The sequence below is a fragment of the Glaciecola sp. HTCC2999 genome, assembly GCF_000155775.1.
In the GTDB taxonomy this organism is placed as follows: Bacteria; Pseudomonadota; Gammaproteobacteria; order Enterobacterales; family Alteromonadaceae; genus Opacimonas.
Genome location: NZ_DS989814.1, coordinates 1 through 22,347, shown reverse-complemented (window position 1 = coordinate 22,347; position 22,347 = coordinate 1). Strand labels below are relative to the sequence as shown.

The window sequence follows — 22,347 nt, the reverse complement described above, 5'->3', positions numbered from 1 at the left end:
GCATGTTCATGAGTTATGCTCGTTTGACGCGGACCACGTTCATCTGTTCCATCTCAATACCCGCCACTTCACGTACGCTGGGATAGTAAGTCAAATTCACATTGGCACCGACTAGTGGTTTGTAACGCTTTTTACGTTTAAAGACAAAAGGCACATCAATGCTTTCTAGCATCAACGTATGTACGACCCACTCATCGGTCTCTCTTTGAACATGTGAACACACTTTCATGTCGGTAGAATGTGTGAGCGCTCGGTGACGTTTGAGCATGTTGTCGAGTTGTTTATCCGGTTTAGCCATAAGCGGGCCCAAATTTAACCACCATGCATTGCACCGATTGTTGCCCACGAAATTCGTTAATATTCAATTTATACGCCACATGGACACGCTTGACATTAAGATCCGGCCACGTATTCACATCAATATTAAAAGCGATGGCATCGACGGTAACCTGATCAAGTTTTAAGACCATCTTCAAATGCTTTTGCCCTACCACACGCTGACTCACTAGTTCAAAGATATTATCAAAAATGGGCTCTTCAAACCCTTGTCCCCAGGGGCCGGCTTGCACTAATGTGTGGGCAAAATCTAACGTCATATTGCGCGATGAAAGTTGACCATCACTGAGTATTTGCGCTTCATTAGGCACTTGTGCCATGTATTTAGCTAAGACCGAATGAAATGCGGTAGTAAATTCATCAATGTACTGAACATTAATGGATAAGCCTGCAGCCATAGCATGCCCGCCAAATTTTTTTATAATATGGGGATGACGAGTATTAATCTCATCAAATACATCCCGAATATGGACACCAGGTATCGAACGTGCTGAGCCTTTAAGCTCGTGATCGTCTTGTTGAGCAAACACAACAGTAGGTCGATAATGTTGCTCTTTGATGCGACCCGCTAAAATACCTATCACCCCTTGGTGAAAATCAGCATCATATAACACTAAACCATCAGGCAAGGTGGCGTCATCCAGTTGAATACTCGCCAGTGCTGCCTCTGCTTGCTCACGCATTTGACCTTCAATCTCACGGCGCTGACGATTTAACGAATCCAGCGTGTGTGCCATACCTCGCGCAGTATCGTAATCATCAGCTAATAAGCATTCAATACCTTGAGCCATATCCTCTAAACGACCCGCAGCATTTAAGCGCGGCCCTAAGATAAACCCTAAATCCGTTGCGGTGACTTTATCAGGTGCTTTACTCGCGACATCCAATAAGGCTCGGATGCCAGGACGACAACGACCGGCTCGAATACGTTGGACGCCTTGATAGACGAAAATTCGGTTATTTTTGTCCAGCTTGACGACGTCAGCCACCGTCCCTAACGCCACAATATCTAAATACTGAGCCAAGTTTGGTGCACGCGCAGGATCAGGAAACCAACCCACACTTAATAAATGAGTTTTAAATGCGCTTAATACATAAAAGGCGACACCGACACCGGCTAAATGCTTTGAACCAAACTCACAATAATGCTGATTGGGATTGACGATGGCATCTGCGTTAGGTAACGATTCACCCGGTAAGTGATGATCGGTGATGATGACTTTAAGCCCATGAGCTTTAGCATGCGCCACACCGGCATGACAGGCAATGCCATTATCAACGGTTAATAAGATATCCGGTGCATATTGTTCAATCGCGACATCGACGATTTCTGGAGATAACCCGTATCCAAAATCAAATCGATTGGGTACTAAATACTGGACACTATGAAAACCTAAATCTCGTAACGCAAGCATACATAATGCTGTGCTAGTTGCGCCATCGGCATCAAAATCACCGATGATGACGATTTTTTGTTGGGATTGTAACCCAGTAAATAAAAGCTCAACCGCGGCTTGAATACCGTTAAGTTGATTAAAATGCAGTAAATCTTTAGCTCCTGTTGCCAGCTCATCAAGACTCTCGATACCACGATGTAAAAAAATCGCAGATAAAATGTCTTCATAAGGACCACCAAAAGCCAAACGACGATCCTTAATAGGCACCATTGCCGCTCGCTGTACAACAGCTAAGTCAGAAACAGGCTGATGCTCTTTAGTAAATGCAGTATCAATCAATGGTTAGCTACCTAAACGTTGCTTCAATACAGTTAATAACGCGGCGGCGGGTTGATAGCCTCCGATCAGAGACCCATCAGAAAGAACCATATTCGGAGTCCCTGTCACACCAATCGCACGGCCTGCATTATAGTGAGCCGCCACTTCGTTATCACATGATGCGCTAGACACATTATCCCCACCTTTTGCTTGGTCCATAGCAGCTTGTTGATCAGTAGCACACCAAATTGATTGCATTTGTTGAGCAACATTTCCTGCTAAACCTTCACGCGGATATGCCAAATAACGAATCGAAATCCCTGCATCGAGATAATCTTGCATTTCACGATGTAACTTTCGGCAATAACCACAAGTAGTATCGGTAAATACATCCACTATATATTTTTCATTTGATGCTTTATAGACAATCCCACTATTACGGATCTTAGCTACTTGTGCTAGACGCACACTGTTCATTGCCACATCAGTCTCGTTAAGCATGCCTTTGTCGAGATTAAAAATAACCGCATTGATGAAGAACTGACCATCTTTGGATAAATAGAAAATACCACGGTCTGTTGTCACTTGATAAAGTGCATCAACGGGAGATTGCGCAACATGCTGAATGGCTAAACGGGTGTTGGATTGAAATTTTTCAATGATATCATCGCTCAATACGATAGATGGTGTCACTTGACCAGTGACAGTTGGCGTTTCTGTAGACTCCTGAGCACAAGCATTCATGCTGAGTAATATTATAAACAGTGCGATAAGCTTAGAAGGTAATAACAGCTTTTTCATTTTATGGTTCCGTATAATTGACTAATAAGTGGCGAATAGACCGCATTGATAGGTTATTGTATTCACCTTTCGTATAAAAATCTGAAATAATTTATCCGCGTGGATGATGCGATTCTATAATATGCGTTAAACGTTCACTGGCTACATGAGTATATATTTGTGTAGTAGAAAGATCACTATGACCTAATAAGAGCTGCACTACTCGCAAATCTGCACCGTGATTGAGTAAATGTGTCGCAAACGCATGACGCAAGGTATGCGGAGATAAGTGCACTTGGATCCCAGCCACCATAGCATAGTGTTTTATACGGTGCCAAAACGTTTGTCGAGTCATCTGGGTCCCGCGGGTACTAGGAAATACAACATCACTGCTATGTTTCAATAATTCATGGCGACCTTGTTGCAAAAATAACGTCAACGCTTCTATTGCCGGTTCACCTAATGGCACCAGACGTTCTTTGTTACCTTTACCTATGACCCGCACCACCCCTTGAAGCAACGACATTTGGTCAAGTCGTAACCCGACTAACTCTGTCACTCGTAGACCCGTGGCATATAATACTTCCAGCATTGCTTTATCACGTTGACCCACAGCAAGTGCAGTATCAGGTGCGGCCAGCAACGATTCAACTTGCGCCTCGGTTAAACTATCAGGTAACGATACTGCGACTTTCGGCGGTTTAATATGACGTAACGGATCATCATCACGGATTTTTTCTGATAAACAATATTTAATAAATGTTTTTAATGATGATAACGCTCTAGCAGTACTGCGTGCTGACACATTATTGGCTTGGCGATGACTCAAATACGCACGAATATCTGTATCGGTAATATCCACTAATGAAAACGCAGCGTCTTGTTGCGTCAAAAACCGGCAAAGTTGGCGTAAATCAGTTTGATAAGCAGATAAGGTATTATCTGATAGCCCTTTTTCTAAATACAGGACTTCTAGAAAAGCATCGAGTACCTGCGCATTATGAGCCGATAAAAGTCCTGTCATTTTCGATATTGCTTAATTAATGCGTACGCAGCTTGAATATCTTGAGCTTTACTTTTGGCCAATTCCATGGCTTGTTCAGGTAACCCTTTCGCCATCAACTTGTCGGGATGATGTTCATTCATCGACTTTTTATAAGCGCGTTTAAGGGTCTTTTCATCTGCAGTTGGCGCCACGTTGAGTATACGATAAGCATCGGCAAGGCGCTGTTCGTTGGTATATTGAGGTTGCTGTGAATGACCTTTGTGTTGGGAGTATTGTGAAGAATGTTGACGCGCTTGCTCTTGCCATTGCTTGGCGTATTCTTGTGCCCTTGCACGTGCTTCTTCTCGCGTTTTAAATACGGCTTCTTGGCGTTGACGAAAACGCAGTTCAGCCTCAAAACGGCGAATCAATCGTTCTAAATCTTTGTGAGTAAATCCAAGTTCAAGAGAAATTTTATCCAATACTTCGACTTCTTTAACCGACAATTCTCCATCGGCAAAAGATGACTCTATTAGCATTTCTAAAAACGCTTGAAGAATGATTTTTTGATCATGTAAATCGTGTTTTAAATCTTTCAGAATATTATGTAAGGGAAAATCCGCCTCTTTACCTTCGCGAAAAGCTTGTTGCGCTTTTTTCCGATCTTCGGTGTCCAGATTCATATCATCCATCAAACGCATAGCGACGTTGATTTCAGATTGAGTCACTGTTCCGTCAGCTTTGGCGATATGTCCTAAACAAGCAAATAATGCGTGGAAAAAAATAGTACTATTTTGCAACCGTTCATTATTTGCAAAAAAACGTCGGAATCCTCCTGAACCAGAGAAGTCATTACTCATGCCCTTGTCAAATAAATGACCGGCTATTAACCCCAGCAATGCGCCTGGTATTTTCAATAACAAAAAACCAAACAATACACCGAGTATTTTTCCCGTATAGTTCATGTTACATCCATTGTTGTTGCATTCAAAAGAAGCATCATAACTGGCGTAAGATTGGCATTAAAGAAAAAAACATAAAAAAGTCAGTTAAATAGTTATTTTTCTCAGTTAAACATGGAAATTTAGCCATAAAGCTTTAAAATTACCGACACTTTATCTTATGTTGTCTAATGCGTTCATGAAATTTGTTGTGACATTTATATATGCAGGTCTTTTGACGATGCTATTTGGGCTGAATAATGCATTAGCGCAAACTGCGTCTCCTACTGCTATTTCCGCACTACAATGTATTAATCCAGCGCTTATCACACCAGTACCTCGTGTATTATCCACAGATTCAAATGCCATTATGGTGAGTGCCGATAGCGCGAAGATCTTATTAAATCAACGTGCGCAATTTACTGGGAATGTCAACATTGAGAGTCCTGCAGGACAAATTTTTGCGGATTCTGCCACCATCACTGACAACGGCAATGGTGTTGTTGCCGTGGGACAAGTAGGCTTTATCAATGACCAACTAGAAGTGACCAGTGAGTCTATTTCATTAAACAGCAACACGAATTCATTTATCATAGACAATGCGCGCTATCAGCTGGCTAACATTAATGGTAATGGACTCTCTGAAACAATATCGGTTAGTGCACAAGGTGGTTTGTCATTAGACACTGTGAGTTTTACCACCTGCCCACTCTCTCAACAAGACTGGGCTATCAAAGCATCAGAGATTAATATTGGCCAATCAGGTACCTTAGGCCAGGCATTTAACACACGCTTTTATGTTGCCGGTGTGCCAGTCTTATACCTACCATATTTTGCTTTCCCGGTGACGTCACAGCGTCAATCGGGTCTATTATTCCCAGAAATCACCTCATCAAGCACCAATGGTATCGATATTTCTCAGCCGTTTTATTGGAATATTGCTCCCAATTACGACGCGACTATCACCCCGCGAATATTAACTAACCGAGGGATCCAACTTAATACCCAGTTTCGTTACCTAACAGAACAACAACAAGGGACCGTCACACTCGAATACTTAGCTTCTGATGACGAGTTTATGACTAATGACCCACGTTATTTTTTTCGTTTACAACACCAAGGGCAGATAACGGATAACCTGGAATGGTTCATCGATTTTAATGACATTAGCGACGATAATTACATAGTCGATTTTGGTTCTGATTTTTATAACCGTGCAGATACTTATGTGAACCGAACTGTAGGGTGGATTTATCACAGTAAAAACTTGTCATTACGAACGACGTTTCAAGACTTTGATGTGATGGGCGAAAATACCAATAATTATCGTGCCCTGCCTCATATCTCGGTCGATTATAGTCATGCTGTGAATGACCATTGGTTTTTAGATGTCCACTCTGAACTCAGTTACTTTGATAATCAAAATCCTAATTTACCGACAGCAACACGTGCTCATATTGCACCGACATTACGTTATTCTCAAATTTCAGCAGCAACCGAAGTCAGTGCAGACTTCACTTGGTTATCCACCCATTATCAACAAAGCAATATTCTTCAATCTAATTTATCCGAAAGCGTCAATCGAAATATTGGACAAGCCCGCCTCTACGCAGCCGCCTTTTTTGAGCGTCCTCAGTCATTAACCAATACAAAAGGGATATTGACATTATCTCCGCAAATCCAATATTTATACACCAGTTATGCTGAACAAGATGATATTGGGCTCTATGACTCTGCGCGTTTATTAAATAATGTCAATGGTCTGTTTCGAGGCCAAGCTTTCAGTGGACTTGATCGTATCAGCGATAATAATCAATTAACTATTGGTATAACTGCACGTATTTTAGATGCCCAAAGTCAACAACGTGGTGCCATGAGTATTGGTCAAATTTTCTATTTTGATAACTCGAAACTACTCAAGAACACGATTGATGATCAACGTTCAGCACTCGCAGCAGAGTTTGATTTTCGCTTATCCCAACGCTGGTTTGCTCATTCACAATTACAACTAAGCACCAATGCCGATAAAGTAGAACGAAGCAGTGTGGCGCTGGAATACCGAAAAGACGCTCAAAGTCTGATACAATTATCACACAGATTTGTACGTGATCTTTCCCAAGAAACGATTAATCAATTAGGTCTCAGTGCAGCTTGGCCAATAAACGAACAATGGCAATGGGTCGGACGTTGGTATAAAGATCGTACTTTATCGCGAACTATTGAAGCATATGCTGGTCTGCAATATGAATCGTGTTGCTGGTCAGTCAGATTAATCGCCCAACGCCATTTAGCAAATCGCTACACTAATGATAATATTCAAGATATAAGTCAGTTTGATTCAGGTGTTGCGCTACAATTTAGTTTTAAAGGATTATCGTCCTCTCGACGCAACAATAATATGTTACAAGAAGGTATGTTTGGTTACCGCCAACCTTACCTCATTAATTAAAGTGTCTAACGCACACAACAAAAAAAAGAGTGTTTATGAAGTTTTTAGGAATATTGATAGGTTGTTTATGGTTATCAGTGAGTGTCTCTGCAATGGCCCAAACGGAATTAGATAAAGTATCAGTCATTGTCGATCAAGGTGTTATTTTAGAAAGTGAAATTAACGAGCTCATCGCCACCGTCAAAGAAAGTGCTAAGAAAAATAACCAGTCACTACCCTCTGATAGGGCGTTACGTACGCAAGCTATTGAGCGCTTAATTTTAGATAATCTACAAATGCAAATGGCTGAAAGAATGGGGATCCAAGTCTCTGATCCTCAACTAGAACAAACGATTGCAAACATTGCCAAAAACCAAAACAGTACCATGGATCAATTACGTGCAGGAATTGCACAAGCGGGACTGGATTACGACAGTTATCGAGAAACCGTTCGCAAAGAACTGATTACCGGTGAAGTCCGACGTGCCAATGTACGCCGTCGTATCTATATTACCCCTCAAGAAATTTCTTCACTGGTTGCACTCATCGAAGAACAAGGTAATGAACAAGCTGAATATCGCCTAGGACATATACTCATTGGCTTCCCACCTGAACCTACTGATGCTGATATTACCTCGGCACGTGAGCGTGCTGAAAAAGTGTTGAACCTTCTCAATTCTGGTTCTGACTTTGCAAAAATTGCTATTGCTTCTTCTTCTGGACCAAAAGCACTTGATGGCGGTGATATGGGTTGGCTGAACATCAACTCCATGCCGACCCTCTTTGCAGAAGTGGTACAAGGCAAAGAAGCTGACGAATTAATTGGTCCCATTCGCAGTGGCGCTGGTTTTCATATCCTTAAAATACAAGAAACACGTGGTATTGAAGTGGCTAAGTTAGAAGAAATTAATGCTCGCCATATCTTAGTGAAACCTTCAATTATTCTGTCTGAGCAGAAAGTGGAAACAATGTTACAAGAATTCAAAGCTCAGGTACTAGAAGGCACAGCTGATTTTGCTGATTTAGCTAAAGCACATTCTGAAGACCCGGGTTCTGCAGTGAAAGGCGGTGAGTTAGGGTTTGCTGACCCTAGTTTATATGTCCCTGCATTTAAAGATGCACTTGTTAAGTTAGAAAAAGATGAAATATCTGAACCTATACGTTCTGTCCATGGCTGGCACTTAATTCAATTAATTGATCGTCGTGTTGATGATATTACTGATCGCAAAAAACAAGACAAAGCATATCAACTTATCTTTAATCGTAAATTCGCTGAAGAGACCGATGCGTGGTTACGCGAGATGCGTGAAGAAGCATTTATTGAAGTGCTTGATGATGGCAGCAATTCGTAATGACGCCAGCACTAAGTAAAATAGCCGTCACTCCAGGTGAACCGGCAGGTATTGGCCCAGATCTGATTGTACAACTTGCTCACCATAGCTGGGATGCCATCTTAGTCATATTCGCTGATAAAGATATGCTCTTAGAGCGTGCAGCGATGTTGGATTTAGCGTTAGATGTCATTCCTTATCAACAACAAACGACTAAAGCGCCATTAGGTTCATTATATGTTCAGCACATTCCCTGCGCCGAACCGGTTGTAGCGGGTCAGTTATCGACAATAAATGGCCAATATGTTGTAGAAACATTAAAACAAGCCTGTGATGCGAATATCGATGGTGATTTTGATGCCGTCGTCACAGGCCCTGTGCATAAAGGCATTATTAACAAAGCGGGTATCTCCTTCAGTGGTCATACTGAATATTTTGCTAATCAATCTAATACCTCTGATGTAGTGATGATGCTTGCCACCGATGGGCTTCGCGTGACATTAGCGACAACCCATATTCCGTTAGCTTATGTATCAAAAGCAATTACTCAAGATCGACTTGATAAAGTCATTCACATTATCAATACTGATTTAAAGCTGAAGTTTGGCATTGATAAGCCTCACATTTATGTCTGCGGATTAAATCCACATGCTGGTGAAGATGGGCATTTAGGGCGTGAAGAACTTGACGTAATGATCCCGGCATTAAATAAATTGCGCGATGAAGGATTGCATATTACAGGGCCTTTACCTGCAGATACCATTTTTAATCCTAAATACCTAGAAGATGCAGATACTATTCTTGCAATGTATCACGACCAAGGCTTACCCGTTTTAAAATACAAAGGGTTTGGTAAAGCTGTCAATATTACGTTAGGGTTACCTTTTATCCGTACTTCAGTAGATCACGGCACAGCACTTGATTTAGCTGGCACGGGACAAGCCGATTCGGGCAGTTTGCATAAAGCAATGCTGCAAGCCATCAAACTAGCAAATAGGCGCGTATGAGTAATACTCACTTAGGTCATAAGGCGCGTAAGCGTTTTGGGCAAAACTTTTTAAATGACGACTATGTTATCGATCAAATTGTCAGTGCAATTGCACCTAACAATGACGATATTATGGTAGAAATTGGACCCGGTTTAGGGGCGTTAACTGAACCTGTATGTGATGTGGTTGAGCACTTAAATGTCGTTGAATTAGACAGAGACTTAGCTAAACGTTTACGTGAACATCCGTTTATGTCCTCTAAATTGAATGTCATTGAAGCAGATGCATTGCAATTTGATTTCACTGAGTTAGCCAAGCAAGGACCTTTAAAGGTATTTGGTAACTTACCATATAATATTTCGACCCCTTTAATGTTTCATTTGTTTACCTTTACTAATCAAATAAAAGACATGCACTTCATGTTACAAAAAGAGGTTGTCAATCGCTTAGCTGCTCGTCCAGGCCATAAAAACTATGGCCGTTTGTCAGTCATGGCTCAATACTATTGTACCGTAGTACCGGTGATTGAAGTGCCACCAGAAGCTTTCACACCACCACCGAAAGTGGATAGTGCAGTCGTTCGATTAATCCCTCATCAAACACCTCCTGTGGAAGTGAATGAATTAAAAGCATTAGAAAAAGTCACCGCTTTAGCTTTTAACCAACGCAGAAAAACAATCAGGAATAGTTTAAAGTCGGTAATTGATGCAGATGTACTCACCAGTATAGGCATTGATCCGGTGTGGCGCGCGGAAGGGTTATCTCTGGCTCAGTTTGCTTTGATTGCTAATCATGCAACATTTGGCTCAGAAACGTAAATTAGCAATTTCGATAATATAAACAGGTAGTGTGTGTATGGCAGATTTAGCATTGACTCATGATATTAATATCAACGTGTTCACTAAATTTCTAGGACAACAAGGTGAGTTCCCTGATGTCAGTTTCGCATTTGCTTATCATGTGACAATGACAAATCAAGGTGATAATCCACTTCAATTACGCAACCGTTATTGGCTCATCACAGATGGTAACGGTGAACAACAAGAAGTCAGTGGAGCGGGTGTGATTGGCGAGGAACCTGTAATTCCCCCCAGTGAATCTTTTTCCTATACTAGTGGCGCGTTACTCAAAACACCGGTGGGCACTATGCAAGGTCACTACGAATTTGAAGCCAATGACGGCACTATGTATAAAGCGCCTATCGACGTTTTCTCATTAGCCCTCAACACCGCTGTTAACTAAGACGTTATCTCATTATGACAGATTACGTCGTAGGTGATATTCAAGGCTGTTATGCCGGATTAAATAAACTCTTAGATACGCTAAGTTTTAATCCTCAACATGATAAATTAATTGCCGTGGGCGACCTCATCGCACGAGGTGAGGACTCGTTAAGTGTTTTAAAGCTATGCCGTTCATTTGGCGATAGATTTACGAGTGTATTAGGTAATCATGACCTGAATTTACTGGTGACTCAAGCGGGTTTAAAAACAGCGAAAGAAGCTGACCGCTTAGATCGCTTATTAAATAACAAACGCTTAAATCGGTATATCGATTGGTTACGTCAATTTCCCCTTGCTTACCAATATGACCCCAATACATTAATCACACATGCCGGATTATATCCAGGCTGGTCATTCTCACAAGCATTACAATACTCTCATGAAATAGAGACAATATTGCAGCAAAAGAAATTTGCAGAATCCATTAATGCCCTCTACGGCAACCGACCTCATTGCTGGCATAGTAATCTATCTGGAAAAGACCGCAAACGCTTTATTATCAACGCGTTTACCCGAATGCGATATATCTCTTTGAACGGTGGGCTAGATTTGAAATCTAAAATGTCACCTACCAATGCACCGGATGATATTGAGCCTTGGTTTAAGAAGCACAATCCTCATCTGAGCCCGCAGCAACGTGTTATTTTTGGTCATTGGGCGAGCCTGGATGGGTTAACCCAACACCCCCAATTTATTGCACTGGATACCGGATACGTTTGGGGTAAAAAATTGACCGCACTTAATCTAACCGAGAATAAATTAATATCTGTTTCTGCAGAAAATTAAATGAAGTACCTTTAGTTACCCCTACGTAGGTTTAGCTAATATTACTCAAACAATACCGAATGAAGTTGTTTAACAATATCAGCACTGTGCTGTTCTTGGACGAGGAATGACATATTATGCGGATTTGCACCAAAACAAATCATGCGTAATTGATAATCAGTCACCGCACTTAAAATCTTACTACTGACACCCACCGAAGTTTGCATGTGATTCCCTACAACAGTGATTAAATCAAAACCACGTTCAACCGTTACATCACAGATATCCTGTAGTTCTTCGATAGTGACTCGGTTTAAGCGCTCTGCTACTGAATTGGGTGGGTTATCTAAAGTAAATGAGACTGAGATCTCTGATGTCGTTACCAAATCCACACTGAGTTCATGCTTGGCAATAATCTCAAAGACTTTTGCTAAGAATCCTTGCGCATACATCATTTTAGGTGTTTTTACGGTAACCATGACTTGCTCTTTACGACGGGTAATGGCTCGGTATGGTGGTTCAACCTCACAATCACGAACAATGATCGTGCCACCTTTTTCTGGCTCTTTTGACGAGCCAACAAAGACTTTAATGTCTTGTCTTAACGCAGGTTCCATCGTGGCTGGATGCAATACTTTAGCCCCAAATGTAGCCATTTCAGCTGCCTCTTCAAAACTTAATTCTGGTAGAGGACGAGCTTTATCAGTAATGCGTGGATCAGTCGTATATACTCCGATGACATCGGTCCAAATTTGACATAGCTGTGCACCTAATGCTTCAGCTAGTAACGCTGCAGTAAAATCAGAACCGCCGCGTCCTAATGTGGTCGTGCGCCCTTGCTCATCTGCACCGACAAATCCTTGAGTTACTTGAACTTTGGCTTGGATACGAGGCGCCAAATGAGTTGTTGATAATGCTGCGATTTGGGCTAAATCAGGACTCGCTGCACCAAAATTTGAATCTGTTCGCATGACCTGTTTAACATCAAAGACTTCTGCTTCCACACCATGCACATTCAATACATCAGCAAATAACAACGATGACATCCGTTCCCCCATCGACAATACCTGCTCTTTGAGCATGTCATTGGTGCGCAACGAAGGTTGTTTCGCAAGCAACGTTAATTCATCAATCAGTCCTTTTAGTGTGTCTGTTCGAGTCGTATTCTCTGGAAGATGTTTTTCTATGGCATATTGAATGGTGGATATTTGTGCAATGATATTATCAATTTGCTCAGCATTAAGCTCATCATGACATAACGACACCAAATGATTAGTTACCCCGGCAGAGGCACTCACCACGACAACTCGGGTATCATTTTGCTGAGCAATAATAGAAGCACAAGCACTCATTGCTTGATAATTGGCGACACTGGTTCCGCCAAATTTGGCGATAGTTAAAGCTGAATTCATGATGTGTGATTTTCCGTAAAAATTGAGTAATCTGTCGTGGTGCTTTGTCTCAATTTGCTCATTTTTGTTATTTTTATATGTTAAATGAGTACGTTATACGCATTATAGAACGATTTAGTTTTTTGGCATAGCAGAAATCAAACGCACCTTATCTCCAGCTTGTAAGCCTTGTTTGGCAAACCAACCTACATTCATCTCTATTGCAAATTTTACCGGCCCGTCTGAATAATGAGATTGTAACGAATGAGGCTGCATTTGTTCGATATTAATAATTTTTCCGTTCGCGTTTATATAGGCAACGTCTAATGCAATATTCGTATTCTTCATCCACATGCCGACATGTCGACTGCGCCCGAAATCAAATAACATACCGCAGCTATCACATAATTCCGTGCGGTACATCAGTCCGCGGGCTCGTTGAGTATCATTACTGGCTAGCTCTAGGGTGTAAGTTCGTCCTGCCATATTCACTTTGGCGTGTCCAAACTCGATGGAGGGAGCATTCTCATCAGCATGTACTTGTTCAAATGCCAACAAATGACCGGGCATCATGGTCATCAAAATGGCACAAGTCAGCGAAATAAAGCGAGATAAAGAATGAAATGTAGGCATTATAACTACGTCTTTTACTATGGGTTAATACACTCCATCATATCAAAGATGAAGCTCATTTCTACCAAACCTTGAAGTTAATGATGACGATAGCATTTAAATGTAAAAAAACCAGCTAAGTGTAAACTGAATATCACTTAACTGGTTTTTTATTTGATGACTAACACTATAAAACGCTAGTTAATCGGTTTTTCTTATGCAATATTTAATGCCGGAATAATAGACGCTTTAGCTTCCTCTTCTGCCGCTTTAAATGAATCAATACGGTCGAAGTTTAAATATTTATAAACATCGCCAGCCATTGAATCTATTTTAGACGCATACTCCATGTACTCTGCCGCTGATGGGATCTTACCGACAATCGCACCGACTGAAGCCATTTCAGCTGAACATAGGTAAACGTTTGCGCCATCACCTAACCGGTTAGGGAAATTACGTGTTGAGGTAGATAGTACTGTCGCACCCGCTTTTACACGTGCTTGGTTCCCCATACATAGTGAACACCCAGGCATTTCAGTACGTACACCAGTACGACCATAAACGTTATAATAACCTTCTTCCATTAAGACCGCTTTGTCCATCTTAGTTGGCGGAGACATCCATAAACGTGTGGGTAATGAACCACCGAAATCTTCCAATAATTTACCTGCCGCACGGAAATGACCAATATTCGTCATACAAGAACCAATAAAGACCTCGTCAATCTTCTCACCGGCGACTTCAGATAATGTTTTCGCATCATCTGGGTCGTTTGGACAACATAAAATAGGTTCTTTGATCTCAGCTAAATCAATCTCAATCACTTCTGCATATTCGGCATCCGCATCAGCTTGCATTAACGACGGTTGTGCTAACCACTCTTCCATCTTACGTGCACGACGCTCTAGGGTACGAGGATCACCATAACCTTCTTTAATCATCCAACGTAACATCGTAATATTTGAGGTTAAGTATTCGGCTACAGAATCTTCAGATAACTTGATTGTACAACCTGCTGCTGAGCGTTCCGCAGAAGCATCTGAAAGTTCAAACGCTTGTTCTACGGTCAGTTCATTTAATCCCTCAATCTCAAGAATACGCCCTGAGAAGGCATTAACTTTACCTTTCTTCTCTACCGTCAATAAGCCTTGCTTAATACCGTATAATGGAATGGCGTGAACTAAATCTCGTAACGTGATACCCGGCTGCATTTGACCTTTGAAACGTACCAATATCGATTCTGGCATATCTAATGGCATCACACCTGTAGCCGCGGCAAACGCCACTAAACCCGATCCGGCTGGAAATGAAATACCCATTGGGAAGCGGGTATGTGAATCACCACCAGTACCCACTGTATCAGGTAATAACATGCGGTTTATCCATGAATGAATAATACCGTCTCCAGGACGCAATGATACTCCGCCACGATTCATCATGAAATCAGGTAACGTATGCTGTGTATTAATATCTACTGGCTTAGGATAAGCTGCCGTATGACAGAATGATTGCATCGTTAAATCTGCAGAGAAACCTAAACAAGCTAAGTCTTTCAGTTCATCGCGGGTCATTGGACCGGTAGTATCTTGCGAGCCAACCGTCGTCATTTTAGGTTCACAATACGTGCCAGGACGGATCCCCTCAACGCCACATGCTTTACCTACCATTTTCTGAGCTAGGGTAAAGCCCTTACCAGAATCAACAGGTTGCACTGGCTTGCGGAATAAATCAGTGGGTGCTAAGCCTAACGATTCACGTGCTTTGTCAGTCAAACCACGACCAATGATTAAATTAATTCGACCACCGGCACGCACTTCATCAAGTATGACATCTGATTTATAAGCATATTCAGCAATGGTTTCACCATTTTTGGTAATCTTGCCTGCAAATGGATAAATCTCAATCACATCACCCATGTTCATGGCTTCAACATCAGCTTCAAATACCAATGCGCCAGCATCTTCCATAGTATTAAAGAAAATAGGAGCAACTTTAGAACCAATACAAATACCACCACCACGTTTATTGGGTACACCCGGTAAGTCATCACCAAAGAACCATAATACAGAATTAGTAGCCGATTTTCGTGAAGAGCCGGTACCAACCACATCCCCCACAAAAGCCACTTGATGTCCTTGGGCTTTGATTGCTTCAATTTGTGCTAATGGACCCACTTCACCGTGCTTTTCTGGCTCAAGCCCATCACGCGTCATTTTATATGCGGCTTTTGCATGTAATGGGATATCTGGACGAGACCATGCATCGGGTGCAGGTGATAAATCATCCGTATTAGTTTCGCCTGTGACTTTAAACACCGTCGCAGTAATTTTTTCTTCGAGATCATCACGTAATGTAAACCATTCCGCTTCCGCCCAAGAATGCATAACCTCGGTCGCATAGGCATTACCTGCACGATGCTTTTCTTCAACATCATGAAACGCATCAAACATCAATAATGTGTGCTTTAATTCTTCTGCGGCTAATTCTGCTAAGTCGGCATTATCAAGCAATTCAACTAAAGTAACGATATTATAACCGCCATGCATATTACCTAATAACTGAACGGCTGCATCTTTAGAAATTAAAGGAGAAATGGCTTCGTCTTTGATGATCGCAGTTAAGAAACCAGCTTTTACATAAGCGGCTTCATCAACACCAGGAGGAACACGATCAGCAATCAACTCCACTAGAAATGCTTCTTCACCTGCCGGGGGATTTTTTAATAATTCGATCAGACCTGTCACTTGCTCTGGGTTAAGCGACTTTGGTGGTAACCCTTCTACAGCTCGCTCTTCGACGTGTTTACGGTATTCTACTAGCACGATATTATCCTCTCTTTCGTTGTGAATTAACGTCTCATTCGCACAGTTCATTAAAATAAGTAACTAAAATGATAATCAAAATGATGTTTTATCGCGATGAAATGAGTCTCGTTATTGGTTCAATGTGCAACACTTACTATTCACATAATCTATATAGATATAAAAGCATATAAATTCAGTGATATAAGGATATTCTAAAGCAACTTTTTGTTAGAGAAAGGCTACATTGGTCTAACATCCAGCCAACATACCGTATTATGTTTATCTATTACTGTTGTAATCGCAGCTTTTTTAACTGTAGCACCTCACCATTATCACCATCACTTATCACGAAGATCTCACCAGTCGGTAAGGCAGTAATGTCACGTAATCGAGGTACTTCAAGTTGTATGACATCATTTTGCTGAATACGAAAAACCTGGGTGTCTAAGTCAACCGTATCAACGTTAGATAGATCGTTCAGCGACGTCACATGAATGGTCTTTGCCACCAAACTCGTGACTAGTAATGTATTGGTGAATTCTGAAAATAATGTATGCTCATAAAAATACATCCCTGATGGCGCAATTGAAGGTGTCCAATTGACCTGTGGTAATTGCATCTCAGGATATGTGTCAAATGGGGTAATTAACGCGCCAGAGTAATCTTTTCCTTGAGTGACGACCGGCCATCCATAATTGGTACCAGCCGTAATTAAATTAATTTCATCGCCACCGGCAGGGCCATGTTCATGCTCCCAAATTTGACCACCCTGTCCAATAACGAGTCCCTGGGGATTACGATGGCCAAATGAATAAACATAACGTTTGATTGGATGTGTTGAATCAATAAAAGGATTGTCACTGGCTGGAGAACCATCCACATTAAAACGCATCACTTTCCCCAGTCCCGATGAAGTATCCTGTGCGGCTTCTCGCCAGTCAAAACCATCGCCGGTGGTTAATAATATGGTGCCATCACCAAGCTGCACTAAACGGCCTCCGTAATGCACCGGTGATGATTTGGTAGGAGCATTAATAAACACCACACGTGAATCATTAAGTTGCCAGCTATTTTCGGCTTTATTCCATGATAGTTCTAGTAAGCTGACCGCTGTCGCATTAGCCGCTTCATTACCTTTGGCATAGGAAACCATCAACTGCTTTGTCTCAGCATCAGAAGAATCCAGTAATAATACGTCGATTAAGCCACCTTGACCGGCAACATATAAATCCGCTAAATCTAAATCGATCGTTTGCTGCGTGAGGGCTTGTTCAGCTTGATACAAATCAAGTCTTGAAGTGATAACCAACTCGCCAGTCTTACGGGTGATCCATAAACGCCCTTCTTGATCGCTTTTTATCGCCATCGGATTGGGGATCTCCTCAATTAATGGATATAGTCCATAAGATGCGGTAGATTGTGCATAAGAAATATTCATAACAAGTAAGCACATTAAAAGCAGACTATTTATCTTCATACAAAAAACCATTCGCGTATTTGCTTTGGTGGGTTGATTGGTAAACATCTTTTTAAGCTCCAATATGGTGACGGGAAAGAATTCATTGAATGAACTCATATTTCATCATGACATTTAAGGATACGCAATGTTTCAGAAAATAGCGCAATTACCTTGGCTGCGATTCATACTAGCATGGTTTATAACCTTTTCTTTGGCTAGTATTTGTCATTCCCAGTTTAATTTATGGCGTCTGCAACAAGTCGATGTCCTTATCCCGTTGGATGAGCGAGTCAGTTTTACCGCGCAAGACTGGCTTGGGTTATTACCTACCTATGGCGTAATCATTGCCATCGCGCTTATTTTGGCTTTTAGTGTCACTAACATGATAATGAAATATTTATTAGCAGCCCGTCCTTACCAACAACTACTGACGATTATTGCCGGCGCGTTAAGTATTTTGACAGTGCATAGTATCTTGTATCCCATTTTAAATGTCACCTTAATAGCTGGCGCTCGTGATAGTGGTTTAGTGATACAAATGCTATGTGGCGCTTTGGGTGGGTGGGCTTTCTATAAACAACACTAATAATGTAAAATAATTGTAAAAAGACCTGCATTTCTGGCACACTAATCCTATAAAACTATAACAATGAAAAAGGAAGCTTTTAATGTCTACCCCATCTACATTTGTTCCGAGTGGTGTTAATTCTATCGGCGATTTTGTCGAAGGCTTTTTTAAAGAGCACGCTGAAGTCTCGGCTTACACTGCTATTGGCCAAACTTATACGTATGCACAAATCGATAGTGCATCAGCTAGCTTTGCTAGTTATTGTTTAAATGAAATGCAATTGTCACCTGGTGATCGCATTGCTATTCAATTACCCAATGTGTTGCAAAACCCGATAGCCGTTTATGGTGCGTTTCGTGCGGGTCTCGTCGTGGTAAATACCAACCCACTGTACACCCCTCGAGAAATGAAACATCAATTCAATGACTCGGGTGCAAAGGCATTGGTCATCTTAGCTGACTTTTTACCTAAGTATGATGAAATTGCCGCAGATGTGGGCATTGAGAGGGTCATTATTACCTCTGCAACAGAATTATTGATGCCGAATACCGCGCCAACTCATGATACCCATGCGAATTTTACCACTGTGCTTGAGCAAGGCGCAGCTCAACCTTTACCTGCTCGTCCAGCTATCGATATACATGATGTTGCTGCGCTACAATATACCGGTGGTACCACCGGCGTATCCAAAGGGGCAGCCTTAACTCATAGCAATATCATTTCTAACTGCGTGCAAACCATCATTCGTCTAGGTGATAATTTTGAATCACAAGCAGAAGTCGTGGTTTGTCCCTTGCCACTGTATCATATTTATGCGTTTACTGTATGTATGTTGGCGTTTGCCTCTCGCGGTGCGCATGTATTATTGATCCCTAATCCGCGTGACCCGGATGCATTTATCGCTGCAATCAAACCACATCAATTCACTACTTTCGCGGGTATCAATACCTTGTTTGTCGGGCTTTCGTCTCACCCTGATTTCAAAACTTGTGATTTTTCTAAACTCAAATTGACTATTTCTGGTGGTACGGCACTGACCACTGGAGCTGTCGATGCTTGGAAAAGCGTCACCGGCTGTGATATTACGGAAGGTTATGGCTTATCAGAAACCGCGCCAGTTGCTGCATTTAATCAAGCCGGCAATGAACAATATGGCACCGTTGGACTGCCAGTAGATGGTACTGATATCGCTATTCTTGCTGAAGATGGTTCACATCAACCTGATGGGGAAGCCGGTGAAATCGCAGTACGTGGGCCACAAGTTATGGCCGGTTATTGGCAACGCCCTGAGGCGACAGCCGAAGTGATGACCGCCGATGGCTATTTTAAAACCGGTGATGTGGGCGTGATTTTACCCAACGGTTGTATCCAAATTGTCGATCGCTTGAAAGATATGATCATCGTGTCAGGATTTAATGTCTATCCCAACGAAATTGAAGATGTGTTGACACAACACCCTGCGATTCTAGAGGCTGCAGTGATTGGTAAACCCGATGATCATTCTGGTGAACGCGTCTGTGCCTATGTCTCATTAAACTCAGAAATAGATACGGCTGACATTGAAGCACATTGTCGTAAATTATTAACCGCATATAAGGTACCAAAAGAGATACACGTGATGGACGAGTTACCTAAATCAAGTGTAGGTAAGTTGCTGAGACGGATGTTGCGAGATTAAGCTTACGCTCAAAACATGACATGATTTGAACGCCCCACACTGATTTGCAATGGGGCGTTTTCATAAGTACTAGAGTTTATTTATTAACTAACGGGAACCACATGCTTACGCTAAAACCTGTTCGCTTATCCCCTTGTGTGAGATTTTGCGCATGAATCACCCCACCGTGATAATCAACCGCCGCTTTGGTAATCGCCAAACCTAAACCCGTGCTTAAATCGTCTGTCTGTTTGGCACGATAGAAAGGTTCAAATAATTGTGATAATTGTGCTTCAGGCACACCTTCACCATCATCTTCAATAACAATCGATATACCATCATGTCCATGCTTAGTGATCATATTAAAACGGACACTGACGCAGGTATGACTATGGCGCAATGCATTACGTAACACATTGTCGAGCGCACTTTGCCATAAAGGCACATGGACCTGTAATGTCATTTCAGGGATCTCATTCACCTGCACAGTTTTATGTAAATTCAGTGCTTCAAATTGCGCATCATCAATCACAGCCGAGACCAGGTCATTTAATAATACCGACTCTCGAAGCAACGCCTTATCCGCATCAGCCTTGGCTAAATGTAACAGTTGACCGATTAGCTGATCAATTTGCTGGATTTCTTTTTCAATACGAGCGGTATGTTGTGCTTGTTTAGCTGGCTCTGAGGCATTTTCTAATAATGCCACAGCGAGCTGTAGACGCGTTAATGGTGAGCGTAATTCATGAGACACATTCGATAATAATTGCTTTTGAGCTGACACAACTTCTTCCACTCGCTGTGCCATATGATTAAAGTCACGCGCTAATTGCCCTATCTCGTCGCGACGCTCTGCTAAAGCATCAATCCGTGTCGATAATTCCCCCTGTGCAACTGCATTAGTCGCTTGACGCAATTGCGCTATAGGGCGGGTTAGACTCCACACCAAACCAAAACAAAATAATGCACTGAGACATAATGCTACAACAATGATCACTGGCGCAATTGTCTGCGGATCGTCGATTTCACTACGTGGTAATAAGCGCCCAACAAAGATTTTATAGGTGTCATCATTTTGAGTCACTGTAAAAGGTCCGACAAACTCACTGTTACGCAACCGAACACTCCATATGTGGGATTCATGTTGTAAGGTCTTAAACGTGCGCCAATCACGAATCAATGGACGAGGGAAACTTAAACGAGGTTCACGCTGCTCATCAGCAAAAGCAATCACTAACATACGACCTCTGCCATTGCGATTAATGGCTTGTTGAATAGCTAGACCTTGATTCAAGCGCCGCTCAATACGTTGTACTACGGTTTTAGCCTGCGCCAACTCGTTTGTATCAACTGCAGCTAATTGCACATCCACCTGCAACATTCGGGTTAACAGAAACCCACTGCCTAACATGACTAACGTCGCTAACCAAAACCAAATGAATACTTTCGAGAACAAGCGCTGACGAGGATCCAAACGGGCTAACCGGCTCATGCTTGAACCTCTTCAATTTGACATAAATAACCAACACCTCGCATGGTTTTGATCACGTCAGTCACCCCATGTAATGCAAGTTTTTTACGAATGTTACTCACATGCATATCTAAGCTTCGATCAAAGGCGCTCAACCGGCGATGCAAAATAGCTTGGCTTAATGTGTCTTTAGTAATCACTTTTCCCGCATTGAGCATTAAGTAATGCAACATGTGTAATTCAGTCGCAGTAAGCGCCACATTCTGTTGATTGATGGACGCCTGTAAGCGTTGAATGTCGATAACAATATTATGCAAGGATAATAGGTGCGGCTTTTCAGGCGCTGAAGCAGAAGTAAACTGAGGTGATTGATCCACATAGCGACGAGTTAATGCTTTAATCCTGGCCACAAGTTCTCGCTGATTAAATGGTTTTGGCAAGTAATCATCCGCGCCCAACTCTAACCCTAAAATCCGGTCAAAATCATCGCCTTTTGCCGTTAACATAATCACTGGAATAGAAGAGAACTGACGGATTTGACGCAGCACTTCAAAACCATCAAGCTCTGGCATCATGACGTCAAGCAACAACACATCATAATGATGACTTCTTAACACTTCGATCCCTGCTATCGGGTCATTTTCTACAGACACATCTAGGCTATGCTCAGACAAATATTCTTTGAGCATATCGGTCAACGCAATATCATCGTCTATCATCAACAATTTATGCATAGGGGAGCTTTCCTTTCCTTCTGTCTGTATATTTTTCTGTAGAATGACTATAGCGTGTTTTGCATCGTCTGCGATATTGAATTATATTGATTAAGCGC

Annotated in this window: 19 protein-coding genes; 8 read left to right on the top strand and 11 right to left on the bottom strand. The window is 41.9% G+C overall.

Annotated elements, in window-relative coordinates; genetic code table 11:
• Positions 1-13: 13 nt before the first annotated feature.
• From G2999_RS09530 to djlA, 5 genes are all read right to left on the bottom strand, one after another.
• A complete protein-coding gene (locus G2999_RS09530; protein ID WP_010181404.1) occupies positions 14-298 on the bottom strand; it encodes a hypothetical protein in 285 nt (94 codons plus the stop codon).
• Entirely contained in the window at positions 291-2,003 is a 1,713-nt protein-coding gene (recJ, locus tag G2999_RS09525) for a single-stranded-DNA-specific exonuclease RecJ (RefSeq protein WP_034955864.1), read from the bottom strand. Before recJ ends, G2999_RS09530 begins: the two co-directional genes overlap by 8 nt.
• Positions 2,004-2,075: 72 nt before the next feature.
• Complete coding sequence (gene dsbC, locus G2999_RS09520) at positions 2,076-2,852, bottom strand: bifunctional protein-disulfide isomerase/oxidoreductase DsbC (RefSeq protein WP_010181401.1); 777 nt, start codon at positions 2,850-2,852, stop codon at positions 2,076-2,078.
• A 91-nt stretch (positions 2,853-2,943) separates the two neighbouring features.
• On the bottom strand, positions 2,944-3,855 hold the full coding sequence (gene xerD, locus G2999_RS09515) for a site-specific tyrosine recombinase XerD (protein WP_010181399.1): 912 nt from the start codon (positions 3,853-3,855) through the stop codon (positions 2,944-2,946).
• Positions 3,852-4,781, bottom strand: a complete 930-nt coding sequence (djlA, locus tag G2999_RS09510; RefSeq protein WP_010181397.1) for a co-chaperone DjlA — start codon at positions 4,779-4,781, stop codon at positions 3,852-3,854. The genes xerD and djlA overlap by 4 nt, the downstream gene beginning before the upstream one ends.
• 187 nt (positions 4,782-4,968) lie before the next feature.
• Between djlA and G2999_RS09505 the strand changes: the two genes are divergently transcribed.
• The 6 genes from G2999_RS09505 to G2999_RS09480 are packed head-to-tail and all read left to right on the top strand — an operon-like array spanning position 4,969 to position 11,574.
• Positions 4,969-7,206: an LPS-assembly protein LptD gene (locus G2999_RS09505; RefSeq protein ID WP_232222449.1), complete on the top strand. Its 2,238-nt coding sequence runs from the start codon at positions 4,969-4,971 to the stop codon at positions 7,204-7,206.
• 29 nt (positions 7,207-7,235) lie between these two features.
• Positions 7,236-8,537: a peptidylprolyl isomerase SurA gene (surA, locus tag G2999_RS09500; RefSeq protein WP_304412046.1), complete on the top strand. Its 1,302-nt coding sequence runs from the start codon at positions 7,236-7,238 to the stop codon at positions 8,535-8,537.
• Entirely contained in the window at positions 8,537-9,523 is a 987-nt protein-coding gene (gene pdxA / locus G2999_RS09495) for a 4-hydroxythreonine-4-phosphate dehydrogenase PdxA (RefSeq protein WP_010181391.1), read from the top strand. The genes surA and pdxA overlap by 1 nt, the downstream gene beginning before the upstream one ends.
• Positions 9,520-10,323, top strand: a complete 804-nt coding sequence (rsmA, locus tag G2999_RS09490; protein WP_010181388.1) for a 16S rRNA (adenine(1518)-N(6)/adenine(1519)-N(6))-dimethyltransferase RsmA — start codon at positions 9,520-9,522, stop codon at positions 10,321-10,323. Before pdxA ends, rsmA begins: the two co-directional genes overlap by 4 nt.
• A 37-nt stretch (positions 10,324-10,360) precedes the next feature.
• Positions 10,361-10,747, top strand: coding sequence for a Co2+/Mg2+ efflux protein ApaG (apaG, locus tag G2999_RS09485; protein WP_010181386.1), 387 nt, complete (start codon positions 10,361-10,363; stop codon positions 10,745-10,747).
• 14 nt (positions 10,748-10,761) lie between these two features.
• Positions 10,762-11,574: a symmetrical bis(5'-nucleosyl)-tetraphosphatase gene (locus G2999_RS09480; RefSeq protein WP_010181384.1), complete on the top strand. Its 813-nt coding sequence runs from the start codon at positions 10,762-10,764 to the stop codon at positions 11,572-11,574.
• A gap of 41 nt (positions 11,575-11,615) precedes the next feature.
• Here the strand turns inward: G2999_RS09480 and lysC are convergent, their stop codons facing one another.
• The 4 genes from lysC to G2999_RS12315 form a co-directional block, all read right to left on the bottom strand.
• Positions 11,616-12,965 carry a lysine-sensitive aspartokinase 3 gene (gene lysC, locus G2999_RS09475; protein WP_010181382.1) on the bottom strand — a complete coding sequence of 450 codons (1,350 nt, stop codon included), beginning with the start codon at positions 12,963-12,965 and terminating at the stop codon, positions 11,616-11,618.
• Positions 12,966-13,079: 114 nt separating this feature from the next.
• Positions 13,080-13,577, bottom strand: a complete 498-nt coding sequence (locus tag G2999_RS09470) for a DUF192 domain-containing protein (protein ID WP_010181380.1) — start codon at positions 13,575-13,577, stop codon at positions 13,080-13,082.
• A 194-nt stretch (positions 13,578-13,771) separates the two neighbouring features.
• The gene (acnB, locus tag G2999_RS09465) at positions 13,772-16,378 is read right to left on the bottom strand and encodes a bifunctional aconitate hydratase 2/2-methylisocitrate dehydratase (RefSeq protein ID WP_010181378.1); all 2,607 of its coding nucleotides are present in this window, start codon (positions 16,376-16,378) and stop codon (positions 13,772-13,774) included.
• A gap of 268 nt (positions 16,379-16,646) precedes the next feature.
• The gene (locus G2999_RS12315) at positions 16,647-17,798 is read right to left on the bottom strand and encodes a PQQ-dependent sugar dehydrogenase (RefSeq protein ID WP_198006104.1); all 1,152 of its coding nucleotides are present in this window, start codon (positions 17,796-17,798) and stop codon (positions 16,647-16,649) included.
• 166 nt (positions 17,799-17,964) lie between these two features.
• Here G2999_RS12315 and G2999_RS09455 point away from each other — a divergent pair, with 166 nt between their 5' ends.
• The gene (locus tag G2999_RS09455; RefSeq protein WP_010181374.1) at positions 17,965-18,405 is read left to right on the top strand and encodes a hypothetical protein; all 441 of its coding nucleotides are present in this window, start codon (positions 17,965-17,967) and stop codon (positions 18,403-18,405) included.
• A gap of 82 nt (positions 18,406-18,487) precedes the next feature.
• Complete coding sequence (locus G2999_RS09450) at positions 18,488-20,065, top strand: AMP-binding protein (protein ID WP_010181373.1); 1,578 nt, start codon at positions 18,488-18,490, stop codon at positions 20,063-20,065.
• A 76-nt stretch (positions 20,066-20,141) separates the two neighbouring features.
• Here G2999_RS09450 and G2999_RS12310 read toward each other — a convergent pair whose 3' ends face one another.
• Positions 20,142-21,536, bottom strand: a complete 1,395-nt coding sequence (locus G2999_RS12310; RefSeq protein ID WP_010181371.1) for an ATP-binding protein — start codon at positions 21,534-21,536, stop codon at positions 20,142-20,144.
• Entirely contained in the window at positions 21,533-22,249 is a 717-nt protein-coding gene (locus G2999_RS09440; RefSeq protein WP_010181369.1) for a response regulator transcription factor, read from the bottom strand. Before G2999_RS09440 ends, G2999_RS12310 begins: the two co-directional genes overlap by 4 nt.
• Between the last annotated feature and the right edge of the window lie 98 nt (positions 22,250-22,347).